This is a genomic window from Bacillus sp. EB V-12 (assembly GCF_056158125.1).
Window position 1 is genome coordinate 643,353 of the sequence record NZ_JBUXJL010000002.1, and the last position, 17,448, is coordinate 660,800.

Sequence of the window (17,448 nt, forward strand, 5' to 3'; positions counted from 1 at the left end):
AACAATGAGTTATGAAAAAGTGTGGGCTAACAATGAAAAATTAAATCAGACCGAGAAAAATAAATTAGAAAAAGATGGCTTAGAAATTTTTAATGATATTCCTTACTATGCGGAAAATGGTTTCGAATCTATTCCGAAAGAAGAGTGGGATGCCTTTAAATGGGCAGGCTTGTATTTACAAAGACCGAAAGAAGCTGGTTATTTTATGATGCGGGTAAATATTCCGTCAGGGATTATTACAAATGCACAGGCAGAAGTACTTGCTTCTATCGCTGAAGATTATGGACGTAATGTAATAGATATTACGACGAGACAGGCGATTCAGTTTCACTGGTTAGAAATTCAGCAAATTCCAGATATTTTTAAAAGATTAGCAAGAGTTGGGTTATCTTCAGCGGGGGCTTGTGGTGATATAACGCGGAATATTACAGGTAATCCGCTTGCTGGCATTGATGCAAATGAACTATTCGATACAACGCATATTGTAAAAGAAGTATATGATTACTTCCAACATAATGAGGAGTTTTCTAACTTGCCACGTAAATTTAAAATGTCTATTAGTTCTAATATTTATAATTCAGCAAACGCAGAAATTAACTGTGTTGCATTTACGCCTGCAACGAAAGAAATAGATGGTGAGAAAAAAGTTGGTTTTCATATAAAAGTAGGTGGAGGATTATCAGCTCGACCGTATTTAGCTGATGAATTAGATGTATTCGTTTTACCAGAAGAAGTGAAGGCGGTGGCGATTGCGATTGCTACTATATTCCGTGATTTTGGATATCGTGAAAAACGTCATTTAGCTCGGTTGAAATTTCTTGTTGCGGACTGGGGAGCAGAGAAATTTAAAGAGAAACTAATAGAGTATACAGGGCCTTTACAAAGTAAAGGGGAAAGTGCACTCAAAGGATGGAATGCAGGCTATTTTTATGGTGTTCAAGACCAAAAACAAAAGGGATTAAAATATGTAGGTTTTAATGTACCGGTAGGTCGTTTACATGCAGAAGAAATGTTTGAGATTGCAAGAATCGCAAAGCAATATGGAAATGGACAAATTCGTACATGTAACTCGCAAAACTTCATTATTCCGAACGTTCCTCCAGAAAATGTAAAAGGATTACTTAGTGAACCGCTGTTTGAAGCGATATCTGCTAGCCCGAAATCATTTATTGGTCATGCGGTTTCATGTACCGGTATTGAATATTGTAATCTTGCACTAGTAGAAACGAAAGAAAGATTACGAAAAATTGCAGAATACTTAGATACACAAATTGCACTCGATGTTCCAGTTCGAATTCATATGGTAGGCTGCCCGAATTCATGTGGTCAACGTCAAATTGCTGACATTGGGTTACAAGGGGTGAAAATGAAAACGAAGGAAAAAGGTATTGTTGAAGCGTTTGAAATATACGTAGGTGGAACATTGTTAGATGGCGGTGCCTACAATCAAAAGTTAAAAGGAAAAATAGATGGCGAGGATCTACCTGATGTACTCGCATCATTTATAAGTTATTTCAAAGAGAATAAATTACCAGCCGAAACATTTTATGATTTTGTAGGTCGTGTTGGTGTAGATACATTACAAATAGCGTTAAATAACGTGCTAGAAGAAGTAATAGCGTCTTAGGAGGGACGATATGGATTTATATCGATTTGAAGCTGTGTTAGTAAATAGTATTGTTCCGATTGTTGTTGTTGCTCAAAGTGAAGAACAGGCATTTAAGCTTGCGGAGATTGAGCTTGAAAAGCATTTTTTACCGTTGCCAGAGGTAAAAGAGATTTCTTTGTTTGAAAAAAAGAAGATTCGAAAAGGTGGGGCATTTGTTATCCATGAGTAGAGATCAGTAATACGAAAAAATAAAAACTTCCATTCTTATATACGAATGGAAGTTTCATTTTAATAGAAGAAATGAGGAGAGATGATGGGAAAGGTTTATATTGTTGGAGCGGGTCCTGGCGATCCAGATTTAATTACTGTTAAAGGGTTGAAATGTATTGAGAAGGCAGATGTTATTTTATACGACCGACTTGTGAATAAAGAGCTGCTTTCATACGCAAAGCCTGACGCGGATTTAATTTATTGCGGAAAACTCCCGAATTATCACACGATGAAGCAAGAGACAATTAACACGTTTCTTATTAAGTATGCGAAAAAAGGAAAAGTTGTAACGAGGCTTAAGGGCGGCGATCCATTTGTGTTTGGTAGAGGGGGAGAAGAAGCTGAAGCATTAGCAAAGCAAGGTGTACCATTTGAAATCATTCCTGGTATTTCAGCTGGAATAGCTGCTCCTGCTTATGCGGGCATTCCAGTGACGCACCGTGATGCAAGTGCAAGTTTTGCTATTGTGACTGGGCATAGGAAAGAAGGTGCTGAAGAAGAAGTGAAATGGGAAAGTTTAGCGAAAGGTGTAGAGACTTTAGCGGTATATATGGGGGTTAGTAATTTGCCCTACATATGTGAGCAACTTATGAAGCATGGAAAAGATAAAAGTACGCTAGCTGCTATTATTGAGCAGGGGACGACGTCTATGCAACGCACAGTTGTTGGAACGTTAGGGACAATTGTAGATGTTGCGAAAAAAGAGCAAATTCAAAATCCGAGTATGATTGTAATTGGAGAGGTTGTCCGTTTTAGAGAAAAAATTCATTGGTTTGAGAAGCAGACAGAAAATGCTTATCAAGTAAGTGGAGTGTTGTAAAATGAAAGCCGTCTTATATATATGTCATGGAAGTCGTTTGAAGACAGCGAAAGAAGAGGCGATTCAATTTATTACATCATGCATGAGCCGTATAGAAGCGACTATTCAAGAAGTTTGTTTTTTAGAGTTAGCGAATCCTTCTATTGAAGATGGTTTTCGTACATGTGTGAAGCGTGGGGCCACTGAGATTATTGCTATCCCTGTTTTTTTATTAGCGGCAGGTCATGTAAAAAAAGATATCCCTTTTGAATTGGAAAAGTTAACTAATCAATTTTCGGATGTTAAAGTGACCTATGGTAATCCGTTTGGTGTATCAGAAACACTTGTTAAATCGGTGTATAGCGGAAGTGGCATCGAACAGGAAGATAAAAATGAAGTGACGTTACTTCTTGTTGCAAGAGGGAGCAGTGATCCTGAAGTATTAAGAGATATAAACTGGATTGCTTCTTTATTTCAAACAAAAGAGAAGGTTAAAAAAGTAGAAGTTTGTTATTTAGCGGCTGCAGAGCCAAAATTTGAGGAGAAGTTAAAGGAAGTTGTAGAACGAAAAGAAAAGAACATCGTTGTACTGCCTTACTTGTTATTTACAGGTTTACTTATGAAACATATTGAGAAAGAAGTGCGCCAATATGAAGTGGAAGAGATAAAAATCAGTCCATATTTAGGGAAGAATGAAGCGTTTCAAGATATGTTAATTCAGAAAACGACGGAGTTATTGAAAGGAGATCAGTATGTATCCACTTACAGTGCGAGTTAATGAGAAACGCGTTGTTGTTATTGGCGGGGGAAAAGTTGCAGGATTTAAAATTATTCCTTTACTCAAACAGGGTGCGGATATAGTTGTGATAAGTCCAGAATTAGATGCGAATTTAGTAAAACTTGTGGAAGAAAAGAAAATTCGTTGGTATCAAAGAGAATATGAAAAAAGTGATATTAAAAGTGCTTTTTTAGTTGTTGCAGCGAGTAGTGATTCAATATTAAATGAACAAGTTGCTGAAGATGCCGCTGAGAATCAATTAGTAAATATTATTACAAATCCGGAAAGTGGTAATGTTCATTTTCCGGCAGCGATTCATCGTGGTTTACTTAATATAGCAGTTTCTACTGGGGGAGCGAGCCCGAAGCTCGCAAAAAAAATTCGAGATGATATTGCAAATAAATATGATGAGACATATGAATCGTATTTAGATTTTTTATATGAAGTAAGGTTGAAGTTAAAAGATTTACAGTTAGAAAAGAGGGAACGAAATATATTGCTCCAAGAAGTGTTGAAATCAGTATATGTGCAAAATGAGGGGAAAAGAGAAAGTTTTTTACGTGAGTTAGAGGAAAAGGTTTTAAAATAATAAAAGATAAAGTGCGCTTTACAAATATAAAAATATAATTTATAATCACAAGTAACTTCAATAGATGAAATCGATGAGCAAGAAGAGTACGTATATTTGATGCGTTCAGAGAGCTGGGGTTAGGTGGGAGCCCGGTACGATAAAATATACAGAATGGGCTTGCGAGAGGTATGTTGAACATTGTAGTAGGCAACCCGGGTTCCGCCGTTAAAAGGATAGAGTATCGGAATTATTCCTGTACTTGAACAAGTGGGATTTATCAATCCAATTGAGGTGGTACCACGGTATTTACATTACATATATCGTCCTCTACATGCATATTTGCGTGTAGGGGACTTTTTTATTTTCTAAAGGAGGTGTGCGAGTATGAAATGAAAGTGTATAATTAACAAAAGTTTAAATATTCAGAAAAGGAGAAATTATGATGAAAGAAACACAGCAATGGACGTCGAAAATAGGCTTTGTACTCGCAGCAGCCGGAGCCGCAGTAGGTCTTGGTGCGATATGGAAATTTCCATATGTTGCAGGTAATGGCGGGGGAGGCGCATTCTTCCTTGTATTTTTACTATTAACTTTATTTATAGGTATGCCTCTTTTAATAGCGGAGTTTGTTATTGGACGTAGCACGCAAAAAGAGGCCGTTACAGCTTATAAAGTACTAGTGCCAAATAGCAAAGTATATCCTTGGATTGGTCGTATGGGAGTTGTTACTTGTTTTAGTGTACTATCTTTTTATAGTGTTGTAGGTGGATGGATTTTACTTTATTTATATTATAGTGTGACAGGAAGTTTCTGGAATGGTGCAGCTGATTATGGACAATTGTTCGGTGAAACGATTTCAAATCCATTAAGTGCGATTGGAGCACAATTTATCTTTATGCTTTGTACGATTTTTGTTGTAAGTAAAGGTGTAGAGAAAGGTATAGAAAAGGCAAGTAAGTACATGATGCCGCTATTATTTATTTTATTTATTGCGATTATTGTTCGTGCGTTAACACTCGATGGTGCTTTTGCTGGAGTAGAGTTCTTCTTAAAGCCAGATTTTTCAAAGCTTACAGCAGATACAATTTTATATGCGATGGGACAATCTTTCTTCTCGCTAACTGTAGGTGCCTCGGTAATGGTAACGTATAGTTCGTATTTAAAGAAAGAGGAACATTTAGCGAAATCGGCAACATCTATTGTAAGTTTAACTGTTTTTGTTACAGTACTTGCAGGATTAGCAATTTTCCCAGCGATTTTCGCATTAGGAGTAAAACCAACTGAAGGACCAGGATTACTGTTTATCGTCCTTCCAGCAGTATTTGCAAAAATACCATTTGGTCAATTTTTCTTTATTATGTTTTTAATTTTATTCTTCTTTGCGACTTTAACATCAGCAATTTCAATGCTTGAAATTGTAGTAGCATCTGTTGCGAAAGGTAATGAGAAGAAGCGTCCGTCAGCATCATTATTAATTGGTATTCTTATTTTTGCAGTCGGTATTCCATCAGCGTTATCATTTGGGATTATGAGTGACGTGAAAATATTTGGGAAAACGTTCTTTGATTTAGTCGACTTTTCGGTAAGTAACGTATTGCTACCGTTAGGAGTACTAGCTATTTCATTATTTGTACCAAATAAAATGAGTAAAGAATTGTTGATGAAAGAATTAGAAGTGACGGAAACGAAAGGGAAAACGTTATTTAACATTTGGTTCTTCTTACTTCGTTATGTTATTCCGGTAACTGTAATAATTGTATTTTTAAATGCGATAGGTGTATTTAAAATGTTTGCATAAAAAAAAGGCGGGGATCTCCCGTCTTTTTTTATGTTGATGAATGTAATAGACGATTATACGCTTTATAGGCTGTGGTGACTGCGAGGAATGAACCGATTAAAAATAAAACTGAGCCGCCAAATGTAAATATTCGGCCAATATACGTTCCTCTAGCTTCTTCTATTTTTTGTTGTAATTGCGTATTCATATGGATCACCTCGTCAACTATAGGCATTTAGTTATAGTCTATGTAGAACGCCTATATTGTGTGAAGTGTAAATGAAAAACCTCGGTAGGCACCGAGGTTTTTTATAATCCGATATAAGGAGATGGGTCAACTGCGTTTGTCTTGCCGACATTCCATTCTCCAAGATGAAGTTCGAAGTGTAAATGTTGTCCGTATGATTGGCCCGTATTCCCCATAAATCCAAGCTGATCGCCTTGTTTTACAGTTTGTCCATTCGATACAGAACGACTATTCATATGAGCATATACTGTCGTATATGTTTTTCCGTTTATACGGTGAGATAAATACACTACGTTTCCGTAACTAGATGATAATTCTGAGCGAATAACAACGCCATCTGCAGCAGCGATAATTGGAACCGTTCCCGAAGCAGCGATGTCAATTCCTTTATGGTTATCTAAAGAACGTACACCAAATCCGGAAGTTTTTGATCCAGCTGCTGGTTTGATAAAACCACCGATATTTGTATCATGTGGTGTTGGGGCCGCTTGAGCAGATTTAGTAGCTTGTTGTTTGCGAGCCTCTTCTGCCTGGCGGGCTTCTTCCGCTTTACGAGCTTCTTCCGCCCGTTTTTCTTCTTCAATTGCTTTTTGAACAGCTTGACGTTGATTTTCTAAAATGCCCTTGGATTCTTCTAATCCTTCAATCTCTGAATCTACTTTTGCTACTTTCGTATGTAGATCGTTAATAAGAGTTTGTTGCTGCTGTTGATTATTTTGTAATTCTTGTTGTTTTTGTTCTAGTTTTTGTTCAGAGTCTTTCAGTTGTTGTTCTTTTTTCTCAACAGCCTCTTTTTCTGTCGTTACAGCATTTTGATCAGATGTTTGTTTTTTTACAATATCTGTATCGTTGTTTAATATTAAACTTACGGAGTACATATTATCAACAAGATCAGCAATGTTTGTAGAGTTTGTTAATACTTCTGTAATGATATTTGTACGCGGTTTTTCTTGCATAGATTGTAATCGTTGTTTAATAACTTCCTGACGTGTATCTATGTTTGTTTGTAATTGTTCTATATGTTTCTTTTTGTCAGTAATTACTTGTTGTGTTTTGCTAATTTCTTTTTTTGTATCGTTTAATTCAGTCTCATTTTTATTAATGGAAGTAGTTAATTCATCGATTTTCTTCTGTAATTCTTGAATTTCTTTTTCTATTTGTTCTTTCTCGACTGATTTATTTTGTAAGTCACTTTGTTTGCCTTCTAATTCAGATTGAATGTTAGATAATTTATCTTGATTCGTTTCAGCGTATACGGGTGAAAGTAACGGGGAAGCAAAAATCGTTCCTGCTGCTAAAACGCTAAACGCTGCAAATTTCTTTTTCATTGTTGTCTGACTCCTTTCCCTATGAATGTTATATATCATAAGAAGAAGGGTGTCTATCGTTGTAATCATAATGTAAAGAAAATTTTATAAAATTGCTAAGTTTTGTCGGAATTTATCATTTTTCAACTGTAATTGTCATAGTGCTTACATTTTATTCATATGTGTAACAAAGGTAAATTTTGGGATTTATCTGTGGAATGAAGGAGGAAAGTAATCGTTTTTATGAGGTGAAATATTACTTGGAAAGCTAATAAAACACTAGTAAGGAATCGTTCTCATGTTAGGTTTTCTAACATTGGTCTGCTTTTTGTCAAGAAAATTATTTGTGTTCGGGCAAAGTTATTTTGTTGTCAGATTTAAATTTTTGATTTATGATTTTTAACAGGGACAAAATGTAGTGAATTGTCGAATAATATGTAATACTCTTAATTTCTTAGTTTTATAGAGATAGAATGAGAGATAGAGTGACACATCGAAGAGGGGGTTACAACAAATATGAAAAGAATAGGACTTGCATGGCAAATATTAATAGGACTTGCGCTTGGTATTGCGGTTGGTGCGATTTTCTTTGATAATCCAGCTGTTGTGAAGTACTTACAACCAATTGGTGATATTTTCATCCGATTAATTAAAATGATCGTTGTACCGATTGTTGTAGCAAGTATTGTTGTTGGGGTTGCTGGTGTTGGCGATGTTAAAAAACTAGGTCGACTAGGCGGAAAAACAATTCTTTACTTTGAAATTATTACAACAATTGCAATTATTGTTGGTCTATTAATAGCGAATATTTTCCAACCAGGAAAAGGCGTAAATATGGAGCAGTTAACAAAGACAGATATTTCGAAATATACACATACGACAGAGCAAGTACAAAGTCATTCATTTGCAGATACATTTGTAAATATTGTTCCAACGAACATTATGAAGTCGTTAGCTGACGGAGATATGCTTGCTATTATCTTCTTCTCTGTACTATTTGGTTTAGGTGTAGCAGCGATTGGTGAAAGAGGAAGACCAGTTCTTCAATTTTTCCAAGGTGTAGCTGATGCAATGTTTTACGTAACAAACCAAGTTATGAAATTTGCACCATTTGGTGTGTTTGCACTAATTGGTGTTACAGTTTCTACATTTGGTCTTGCTTCATTAATTCCGTTAGGGAAATTACTAATTGTCGTATATGGAGCAATGATTTTCTTCGTCGTAGTTGTCTTAGGACTTACAGCGAAAATATTTGGAATTAACATTTTCCAATTCTTTAAGATTTTAAAAGACGAGCTGATCTTAGCGTATTCTACAGCAAGCTCAGAAACAGTTTTACCAAAAATCATGGAGAAAATGGAGAAATTCGGTTGCCCGAAAGCAATTACATCTTTCGTTATTCCGACAGGTTATTCATTTAACTTAGATGGATCAACTTTATATCAAGCAATTGCGGCTATTTTCTTAGCGCAAATGTACGGTATTGATTTATCTATTACACAACAAATTACATTGTTGCTTGTATTAATGGTTACATCAAAAGGTATCGCAGGTGTACCGGGCGTATCATTCGTTGTATTATTAGCGACACTTGGTACAGTAGGTATTCCACCTGAAGGCTTAGCGTTCATTGCTGGTATTGACCGTATTTTAGATATGGCTCGTACAGCAGTTAACGTTGTAGGAAACTCTTTAGCAGCTGTAGTTATGTCTAAGTGGGAAGGTCAATATGACGCTGAAAAAGGACAAGCTTATTTAAAAGAGATTTCTGAAAAGGGTCAAGCGGCTTAATTATAATATGAACAAGCTCTCACATAATATGTGGGAGCTTTTCTGTATATAGAAGAGGAGCAGACATAATGAAACGAAAATATGGTGACGGTTCTTCGTGGAAGAGACTAATAGAAAAGAGTTATACGGTTAAGCAAGTGGAAGAGGGAATGCTCGGAATACTGGATATAAAAAAGGTGAGAGAGCCTAGTTGTAAAGAATATGATGGTAAAGAAATTTGTATTGCAAGTGATGGGTATACGTGGGTTCAATATTTCATTAATGGAAAGAACTTTGCGATTACCGCTATGTTAGATGATAGGCACAATTTAGTGCAATATTATATTGATGTGACGAAAGAATATGAAATAGACGATCGTGGTTTACCGTATTTTGATGATTTATATTTAGATGTAGTATTATTACCCAGCGGTAAGGTGTATATATTAGATGAAGAAGAGCTAGAGGATGCTTATAAAAGTGGCGATGTCACGAAGGAAGAGTATGAGTTAGCTTGGTACACTACGAAATGGATATTAGCAGCAATAAAAAATAGTGAATTTTATTGGATTTCAATATTGGAAGAAGAAATCGAAAAGTTAAAATGATTGTTGTATTCGAATTTTTGTATAATTACCAAAAAAATCTATACAAAAAATAATTGACTTTTGTTTTGTAAGCGAGTAAAGTTAGGGAAGAAATTATTATTAAAAAATAAATATGAAACCTTCTTATAAAGAGAGGCGGAGGGACTGGCCCTACGATGCCTCGGCAGCGGACTCGATTTCAGAGTGCTGTGCCAAATCCAGCAAGCATGTGCTTGAAAGATGAGAAGAGCGTTTCTTATAGATGTATAAGACCTCTTCTCATCGGAAGAGGTCTTTTGTTATTCATTAGAAAAAGGTTGAAACTAGGGAGAGATGGTACTTTGAAAGAAACGAGAGGAAATGGTTTAGCTTTATTACCACTTGGGATATTTTTGGCGCTATTTATTGGTTCTGGAATTATTACAGGTGATTTCTATAAATTGCCGATACTTGTAGCGATTTCAATTGCTGTAGGAGTCGCTTTAGTGATGAATCGTAAAGAAAGTTTTAATGTGAAAGTAGAGCGGTTCGCTAAAGGTGCAGGAAATCCGGATATCATGATTATGGTATTAATTTTTGTGCTTGCAGGTGCATTTTCTGAAACTGCTAAAGGAATGGGCGGAGTAGACTCAACTGTTAATTTAGCGTTAACTATTTTACCGCCAGGATTTATCGTAGCTGGAATCTTTGTTATTGGTGCATTTATTTCATTAGCGATGGGAACTTCAATGGGAACAATTGCAGCATTAGCGCCGATTGCTGTAGGTATTAGTGGTCAAACCGATATCTCAATTGCGCTTGCAATGGCTACTGTTGTTGGCGGAGCGATGTTTGGTGATAATTTATCATTTATTTCAGATACAACAATCGCAGCTGTTCGTTCACAAGGAACAGAAATGAAAGATAAGTTTAAAACGAACTTTTTAATTGTGTTACCAGCGGCTATTATTACAATTGTACTATTAGTAATAGTTACTTCAGGAAGTGACACGCAGATTAAAGCACATAGCTTTGATTGGATAAAGATTTTACCGTACGCAGGAGTACTTATTACAGCGCTACTTGGCTGGAATGTACTTATTGTATTAACTGGTGGAACTGTACTATCTGGTGTTATCGGCCTTATAGATGGAAGTTACACGTTAGAAAGTTTCTTTAAAAGTGTAACGACTGGAATGGGCGGTATGATGGAGTTAGTATTACTTGCTATATTAATTGGCGGTATGGTTGAATTAATCCAATATAATGGTGGTATTCAATATTTAATGAATGTATTAACACGTAATATTCGTTCGAAAAAAGGAGCGGAATTTGGTATTGCTGGTTTAGTGAGTATGACGAATATGTGTACAGCGAATAATACGATTTCAATTATCTTTACAGGCCCGCTTGCAAAAAATATTGCAGATCAATATGAAATAGACCCTCGTAAATCAGCGAGTGTATTAGATCTTTTCTCATGTTGTGTGCAAGGATTAATTCCGTACGGTGCCCAAATGTTAACGGCAGCAGGATTTGCAGCGTTATCTCCGGTTGAATTGTTGCCATATGCATTTTATCCAATCTTAGTTGGAGTATGTGGGATTGCTTCTATTTTAATTGGGTTTCCAAGGTTTTCGAAAGTAGCTGAGAAAAAAGAGTATCATAAAACAGCTTAATTTAATATGAATGTTAGTAATTAAAAAACGTGCAGAGGATAGACTCTGCACGTTTTTTTGCGTAAAGGGCTGAATATGACTCGGTCTTAAGTCTGAGTTAAAAACGGTTCTTAAGCTCGTTATGGAAAGATGAAAAAATAGTTAAGATAAGAGTATCAAATCGAAGGGAGGCAAGCACAAGATGAAACAATTTCTAGCGTTTATCGCAGCCGGTATTTTGGCTTTAATTGCTCTTGGTAGTCTTGCTGGTATTGTAGGATTTGCAATCGGAGCAGGAGTTGTATATTGGAGCTATAAATCATTTGTGCGAGCTAAATCATTTTTTGGAAAGTTAGCTTGGGGGATTGTTGGTTTAATCGGTTTATCCATTGCACTTTCTCATTCGCCAGCATTAATCGGTATCGCTGCTTTAGTGGTTTTATACTACGGATACCGTGAGTGGAAAAAAGAAAAAGATGTAGTTGTTGAATCTGCTCCAGAAAGTTCTAAACCATATAGCAACTTTGAAGATGAGTGGAACAAATTAATGAAAAACTAAAACAATAAATCAAATTATAATTAAAGTAGAAGAGAGGAAGATTTATAATGAAACAATCTTTATTCGGACGTGTACGCGATGCAATTTTAGCTGATTTTCATAACGTGTTAGATGAGAAGGAAAGAAAAAATCCAATTGCGATGTTAAACCAATATTTACGTGATAGTGAGCGTGAAATAACAAAAATTGAGAAGTTAATTGAGCGTCATAAAACATTAAAATCTAACTTTGCTCGTGAGCTTGAGCAAGCACGTTATTTCGTTAATAAAAGATCAAAGCAAGCTATCATTGCTCAAGAAGCAGGCGAATTGCAATTGCACGAACGTGCGTTAGAAGAGGTAGCTTATTATGAAGGTCAAGTAACTCGATTAGAAGAAATGTATGCAGGTGTTGTAGAGCAAATTGATGAGTTAGAGCGTCGTCTTTCTGAAATGAAAAATAAATTAAAAGAAATGCACGCAAAGCGTATGGAACTAATGGCACGTGAAAATATGGCACATGCAAATCGTCGTATGAATACTGCGATGCATAAAATGGATGAAAATAATCCGTTCTTACGATTTGAAGAAATTGAAGATCACATTCGTGACTTAGAAACTCGTATGAATGAAGAGCATGAGCGTGATACATTTGATATGAAAATTGCAAAACTTGAGCGTGAAATGAAAGAAAAGAATGATGTATCGTTAACGAAAGAGTTAACAAAATAATAGTAGTATATTATAAAACAGGCTTATGATATAGTGATAGGAGAAAAGGTGTTGGAAAGCAATGCCTTTTCTTCTATGTATATGTGACAAGAAGGGGGGAGCTGAAATGAAGAAACATTTTTCAAAGACACAATTAATGGGGATGCTCCTCATCATATTTGGATTCGGTCTTTTTCTTGATATGATACTTGGACATTTTGAACCAGGTGGTCTCATTTTTGCATTTATTATGCTTATGTTTGGAAGGCATTATCGTAAAAAGAATCGTTATGTACGGGGAAATGTATTTTTATTTGTTGGTGGTATCGTATTTTTATTTTTCTTATTTTCATCAGCAGCATTTGTTCTTGTCGTATTTGCTTGTTTAGCTTTAATTGGTTATCAATTGATTCAACAAGGGCATCAGCAAAAAGCAATGAAGGTTGAAATTAAAGAAAAAGGGATTATAGACGAAGAGAAGCAAATATATCGTACAGAAACATATTTGAAAAATATGTTTGTAGGCAATGTGCGAATGATGGATCATATTTATGAACTTGAGGATATTAATGTTCAATATGGTGCTTGTGATGTGGAAATAGATTTAACAACTGCTATGATTCCAGAAGGGGAAACGGTAATTGTTATTCGGGGTGTCGTTGGTAATATTCGTTTATATGTGCCGTATGATATTGAACTTTCTTTAAATCATTCTGTTATTGTCGGACGTGTGCTCTTGCCAGGTCATGAAGAGACAGGGTTTAACCGCAATGTTACATTTAGAACAGAGCAGTATAAAGAGGCTCCTCGACGTATTAAAATTATTTCTTCGCTTGTCGTAGGCGACACGGAAGTGAGGAAAGTATAATGAAGAAACAAAAAAATATTTCGTGGATGTATATTCGTTATTCTATGTTGTCCTCTGTTAGTATCGCACTCATTTGTACAATTGTATATGTATGGAAAAGCGAGCAACAAGTGTATGATTTATTATGGAAGGAATCCATCGCTTCTGTTCCAATTGGCTTGTTTATTATGACTACAAGTTTACTTATCGGGGGAATTGTAGGATATGCAATCGGTTATTATATAGAGCAGCGTATACAAGGATTAAATACTTTTCTATTTGAAGTAGAGCGAGGGAATTTTCCGAGCGATGTTTCGTTTACTGCAGATGATGAATTTCATGAAGTGGAACGAAAAGTAATCGTTCTGGCTCGTCGATTAGAGGAGCAAGCTGGACTCTTTCAAAAAGTAACGAATGAACGAGCTCATTGGAATGAAGAGATGAGACAAGAAGCGATTTCTCAAGAAAGGCATCGTTTAGCAAGGGAGTTGCATGATTCAGTAAGTCAGCAGCTTTTCGCAATGTCGATGATGATGTCAGCGATTAATGAACAAATAACTGAATTTCCAGATGTGACAAAAAAACAATTGCAACTTGTTGAAAATATGGTTGTAAATGCTCAATCAGAAATGAGAGCATTGCTCCTTCATTTACGTCCTGTACAATTGGAAGGTAAGAAACTGACAGAAGGTATAGAGGAATTATTAACGGAATTATCGCGAAAACAACATATGAAAATTGAATGGCTTATTGAGCCAATAGAATTAAAAAAAGGTGTAGAAGATCATTTATTCCGTATTGTGCAAGAAGCGCTATCAAACACGTTGCGACACGCGAAGGCAAAGAAAACAGAAGTGCGCCTTCGAAAAATTGATCAATATGCGATTTTAAAAATCATTGATGACGGCGTTGGGTTTGAAGTAGGGGTTAATAAGGCTGGTTCATATGGCCTAAGATCGATGCAAGAGCGTGTTCATGAAATTGGTGGGACACTTAAGGTACTTAGTTTCCCGGCCAAAGGTACACAAATAGAAGTAAAAGTACCGATTATGATTGAGAGAGGGGGAGAAGTATGATAAAAGTATTGCTTGTCGATGATCATGAAATGGTTCGTATGGGTGTATCGGCATATTTATCAACACAGCCAGATATTGAAGTAGTAGGGGAAGCTGAGAATGGAAGAAAAGGATCAGAATTAGCATTGCAATTAAGGCCGGATATTATTTTAATGGACCTTGTTATGGATGAGATGGATGGTGTCGAAGCAACACGTGCTATTATTCAAGAATGGCCAGAAGCAAAAATTGTAGTTGTAACAAGCTTTTTAGATGACGAAAAATTGTATCCTGTTATTGAGGCTGGGGCGACCAGTTACTTATTAAAAACATCAAGAGCAAGTGATATTGCTGATGCTGTACGAGCTACTTATGATGGAGAAACAGTATTAGAGCCGAAAGTTACCGGGAAAATGATGTCCCGTATGCGTCAAAAGAAAGAGCAACCTTTGCATGATGATTTAACGGAAAGAGAGTTTGAGATTTTGTTATTAATTGCAGAGGGAAAAAGTAATCAAGAGATTGCGGACGAGTTATTTATTGCACTGAAAACGGTAAAGACACATGTGAGTAATATATTAAATAAATTGAATGTAAGTGACCGTACTCAGGCGGTTATTTATGCATTTAGGCATCAATTAACGAAGTGATAAAGTGAAACTTTAATCAGTGGGGAGGTTGTTCCTCTCCCACTGATTATCAGCCCTCACCAATCGGACTTTTACGGGCAGTTAATGCGGGATAAAGTAAAACTTTAATTGGCGGGGAATTCCTCGCTGATTATTGGCTCGATGCAATATAGATTTGGCGTTAAAACAATTGAATGTTTTTATTGACGACAAATAATGTAAGCGTTATCATTGAGGTGTTAACAGTACATATAAAGGGGAGAATGTATATGTTAGTTCAAACTATATTCGGAATGGATAAGTCTAAAAAATTAGGGGATTATGTGAACGCATTACAAGCGCTTTGTGAACAATATAATGTTGAAACAGATAAAATTGCGATTATTGAGGCAACAGAGGAATACTATTTATTTTTAGTAAAGCAAGAAGAGCGCTATGATGTTGTCAAGGTAGAAACAGTTGATACGAATATTGAATATTATACGAAGGCTTATAAAATAAGCAGTTTTAATCATGCTGCGTATCAAATGTAAAAAAAACTCCCTTTTGGGAGTTTTTTTAGGAGGCTTTTACTTCGTGAGATTCGGTTACTAATGGAACTTTTTTCGTACCGCTTAACTTAGCCATTGCAAGACCAATAAGAGCTCCTACTAATGCTGGTATTAGCCAGCCGATTCCTTCATTATATAAAGGGATAAATTCAAAATATGGTGTGATAAATGAAACTGAAATACCACCTTGTTTTAATCCATCAAATACGCTCACTACAGCTGCTCCAATTAAAGCACCTACATAAACAGAGCGATATCCACCGAAGTATTTATGAAGTAATGATAGTAGTACGAGTACAATCGCAATTGGATACACAACAAGTAGAATTGGAACAGAGATTGCGATAATTTTCGTTAAACCTAAGTTGGCAACTAGTAATCCTAATGCGCAAATGATACTCGCGAACGTTTTGTATGAAAATGTAGTCAATAATGTTGAAAAATATTGGCTGCACGCAGATACGAGTCCAACGCATGTCGTTAAACAAGCGAGTGTAACGATAAGAGATAATAGGAGCAAACCGTATGGACCGAATAATTGTTGTACGATAACAGTAAGTAGCTGTCCGCCATTTTTTGCATATCCGAGCGAGACGCTAGTTGCCCCAAGCCAGCCGAGTGCACCGTATACAAGTACGAGCCCTGTAGCGGCAATAAGCCCTGCTTTTGCTGTGGCGATGGCAATGGACTTACGATCATTCACACCTTTAGAGCGAATTGCATTTACAACGATAATTCCGAATGCAAGTGCTGAAATAGTGTCCATTGTTAAGTAGCCTTCCATAAAGCCTTTGAAGATTGGAGAAGTTTGATACTCTTGCATTGCTGGTCCTGATTGCCCAAGTGGTGTAAATACACTTTTAACAAACAATAAGAAAATAGAGAGTAATAAAATAGGTGTTAATACATTTCCAATACGATCAACAAGTTTAGATGGATTCAAACTCAGCCAAAATACGATAGTAAAGAAGATGATTGTATATACAAATAGCACTAGGCTGCTAGAGCGGATTGTTTCTGGCAAGAAAGAACTAACCCCCATTTCATAAGCGACATTTGCAACACGTGGGATGCCCATGGATGGACCGATAGCAATGTATACAACTACTGTAAAGAAAATTCCGAATAATGGATGGACATGACTTGCAAGTTGCTGCATTCCATTTCCTGATAGAGAAATTGCGATAACAGTAAGTAGTGGTAAGCCAACTCCTGTTAGTAAAAATCCAATCATTGCTGGCCAAAAGTTTTCACCTGCGTTTTGCCCAAGCATGGGAGGGAAAATTAAATTACCTGCCCCAAAAAATAAAGAAAATAGCATAAGACCCGTGAAAAAAATATGTTTTTTTGATACAGTGTTCATTGTTTTTCCTCCTTTTTCATTCATTTGTAAGAACACAAAAAACTCGTCCCTAAAGAAAGGGACGAGTTATATTTACCCGCGATACCACCCTAATTTACACATGTAGAAATAAATCTATATGTATACGGCTTTGCAACGTACAACATGATACGTGTTCCTTGTAACGGGGGACGGCCGGTAAGAACTTACTGTAACATTCGGTTCTACTTCTCGGAGATGATTTTCGGTTACGCACTGAACGTTGGCTTTCAGCAAATCGCCAACTCTCTGGGGAACAGTTCTATAACGTACTCGTTCTCGTCAATGAATTTTTATTCAAGTATTCTGACAGTATTGTTGCATGTTTTTTTTAGAAAGTCAATATGTTTTTTGAAAGATATATTTATATACGGAAATATCGAAA

18 protein-coding genes, 1 riboswitch and 2 other annotated features are annotated in these 17,448 nt (G+C 36.2%); of the genes, 15 read left to right on the forward strand and 3 right to left on the reverse strand.

Annotated elements, in window-relative coordinates:
- The first annotated feature begins 4 nt into the window (after positions 1 to 4).
- The 6 genes from ACZDYH_RS09955 to ACZDYH_RS09980 all read left to right on the forward strand — a co-directional run bounded on the left by ACZDYH_RS09955 (position 5) and on the right by ACZDYH_RS09980 (position 5,825).
- Positions 5 to 1,627 (forward strand): nitrite/sulfite reductase, encoded by a 1,623-nt coding sequence (locus tag ACZDYH_RS09955; RefSeq protein ID WP_000119621.1) that lies wholly within the window; start codon positions 5 to 7, stop codon positions 1,625 to 1,627.
- Positions 1,628 to 1,637: 10 nt separating this feature from the next.
- Positions 1,638 to 1,838: a DUF3906 family protein gene (locus tag ACZDYH_RS09960; RefSeq protein ID WP_000366914.1), complete on the forward strand. Its 201-nt coding sequence runs from the start codon at positions 1,638 to 1,640 to the stop codon at positions 1,836 to 1,838.
- Between the two features lie 84 nt (positions 1,839 to 1,922).
- Positions 1,923 to 2,699, forward strand: a complete 777-nt coding sequence (gene cobA / locus ACZDYH_RS09965) for a uroporphyrinogen-III C-methyltransferase (RefSeq protein WP_000521261.1) — start codon at positions 1,923 to 1,925, stop codon at positions 2,697 to 2,699.
- A 1-nt stretch (position 2,700) separates the two neighbouring features.
- Positions 2,701 to 3,456, forward strand: coding sequence for a sirohydrochlorin chelatase (locus ACZDYH_RS09970; protein ID WP_000648887.1), 756 nt, complete (start codon positions 2,701 to 2,703; stop codon positions 3,454 to 3,456).
- Positions 3,431 to 4,045, forward strand: a complete 615-nt coding sequence (locus tag ACZDYH_RS09975; RefSeq protein WP_000283353.1) for an NAD(P)-binding protein — start codon at positions 3,431 to 3,433, stop codon at positions 4,043 to 4,045. Before ACZDYH_RS09970 ends, ACZDYH_RS09975 begins: the two co-directional genes overlap by 26 nt.
- 64 nt (positions 4,046 to 4,109) lie before the next feature.
- Positions 4,110 to 4,358 (forward strand) — a binding site (T-box leader).
- 111 nt (positions 4,359 to 4,469) lie between these two features.
- Positions 4,470 to 5,825, forward strand: coding sequence for a sodium-dependent transporter (locus tag ACZDYH_RS09980; protein WP_000665440.1), 1,356 nt, complete (start codon positions 4,470 to 4,472; stop codon positions 5,823 to 5,825).
- A 28-nt stretch (positions 5,826 to 5,853) separates the two neighbouring features.
- Here the strand turns inward: ACZDYH_RS09980 and ACZDYH_RS09985 are convergent, their stop codons facing one another.
- Entirely contained in the window at positions 5,854 to 6,012 is a 159-nt protein-coding gene (locus ACZDYH_RS09985; RefSeq protein ID WP_001096006.1) for a hypothetical protein, read from the reverse strand.
- 101 nt (positions 6,013 to 6,113) lie between these two features.
- Entirely contained in the window at positions 6,114 to 7,379 is a 1,266-nt protein-coding gene (locus tag ACZDYH_RS09990; protein ID WP_000726086.1) for a murein hydrolase activator EnvC family protein, read from the reverse strand.
- A 495-nt stretch (positions 7,380 to 7,874) separates the two neighbouring features.
- Between ACZDYH_RS09990 and gltP the strand changes: the two genes are divergently transcribed.
- The 9 genes from gltP to ACZDYH_RS10035 all read left to right on the forward strand — a co-directional run bounded on the left by gltP (position 7,875) and on the right by ACZDYH_RS10035 (position 15,664).
- Positions 7,875 to 9,149, forward strand: a complete 1,275-nt coding sequence (gltP, locus tag ACZDYH_RS09995) for a glutamate/aspartate:proton symporter GltP (RefSeq protein WP_000821130.1) — start codon at positions 7,875 to 7,877, stop codon at positions 9,147 to 9,149.
- Between the two features lie 68 nt (positions 9,150 to 9,217).
- On the forward strand, positions 9,218 to 9,736 hold the full coding sequence (locus tag ACZDYH_RS10000; protein ID WP_000824668.1) for a ribonuclease FAU-1 family protein: 519 nt from the start codon (positions 9,218 to 9,220) through the stop codon (positions 9,734 to 9,736).
- Between the two features lie 120 nt (positions 9,737 to 9,856).
- Positions 9,857 to 9,962, forward strand: a riboswitch (SAM riboswitch).
- A 94-nt stretch (positions 9,963 to 10,056) separates the two neighbouring features.
- Positions 10,057 to 11,373, forward strand: a complete 1,317-nt coding sequence (locus tag ACZDYH_RS10005) for a Na+/H+ antiporter NhaC family protein (protein WP_000665494.1) — start codon at positions 10,057 to 10,059, stop codon at positions 11,371 to 11,373.
- Positions 11,374 to 11,554: 181 nt separating this feature from the next.
- Positions 11,555 to 11,911, forward strand: a complete 357-nt coding sequence (locus tag ACZDYH_RS10010) for a lmo0954 family membrane protein (protein ID WP_000808640.1) — start codon at positions 11,555 to 11,557, stop codon at positions 11,909 to 11,911.
- Positions 11,912 to 11,958: 47 nt separating this feature from the next.
- Positions 11,959 to 12,621 carry a PspA/IM30 family protein gene (locus tag ACZDYH_RS10015; protein ID WP_000814127.1) on the forward strand — a complete coding sequence of 221 codons (663 nt, stop codon included), beginning with the start codon at positions 11,959 to 11,961 and terminating at the stop codon, positions 12,619 to 12,621.
- A gap of 106 nt (positions 12,622 to 12,727) precedes the next feature.
- On the forward strand, positions 12,728 to 13,468 hold the full coding sequence (liaF, locus tag ACZDYH_RS10020; protein ID WP_000716095.1) for a cell wall-active antibiotics response protein LiaF: 741 nt from the start codon (positions 12,728 to 12,730) through the stop codon (positions 13,466 to 13,468).
- Positions 13,468 to 14,523: a sensor histidine kinase gene (locus ACZDYH_RS10025; protein WP_000744326.1), complete on the forward strand. Its 1,056-nt coding sequence runs from the start codon at positions 13,468 to 13,470 to the stop codon at positions 14,521 to 14,523. Before liaF ends, ACZDYH_RS10025 begins: the two co-directional genes overlap by 1 nt.
- Entirely contained in the window at positions 14,520 to 15,152 is a 633-nt protein-coding gene (locus tag ACZDYH_RS10030; protein ID WP_000598707.1) for a response regulator, read from the forward strand. The genes ACZDYH_RS10025 and ACZDYH_RS10030 overlap by 4 nt, the downstream gene beginning before the upstream one ends.
- A gap of 173 nt (positions 15,153 to 15,325) precedes the next feature.
- Positions 15,326 to 15,664, forward strand: coding sequence for a DUF3922 domain-containing protein (locus ACZDYH_RS10035; protein ID WP_002025529.1), 339 nt, complete (start codon positions 15,326 to 15,328; stop codon positions 15,662 to 15,664).
- 25 nt (positions 15,665 to 15,689) lie between these two features.
- On the opposite strand, the gene brnQ3 is transcribed toward ACZDYH_RS10035, so the two are convergent.
- Complete coding sequence (gene brnQ3, locus ACZDYH_RS10040; protein WP_001099176.1) at positions 15,690 to 17,045, reverse strand: branched-chain amino acid transport system II carrier protein BrnQ3; 1,356 nt, start codon at positions 17,043 to 17,045, stop codon at positions 15,690 to 15,692.
- 54 nt (positions 17,046 to 17,099) lie between these two features.
- Positions 17,100 to 17,358: a binding site (T-box leader), on the reverse strand.
- Positions 17,359 to 17,448: the final 90 nt, after the last annotated feature.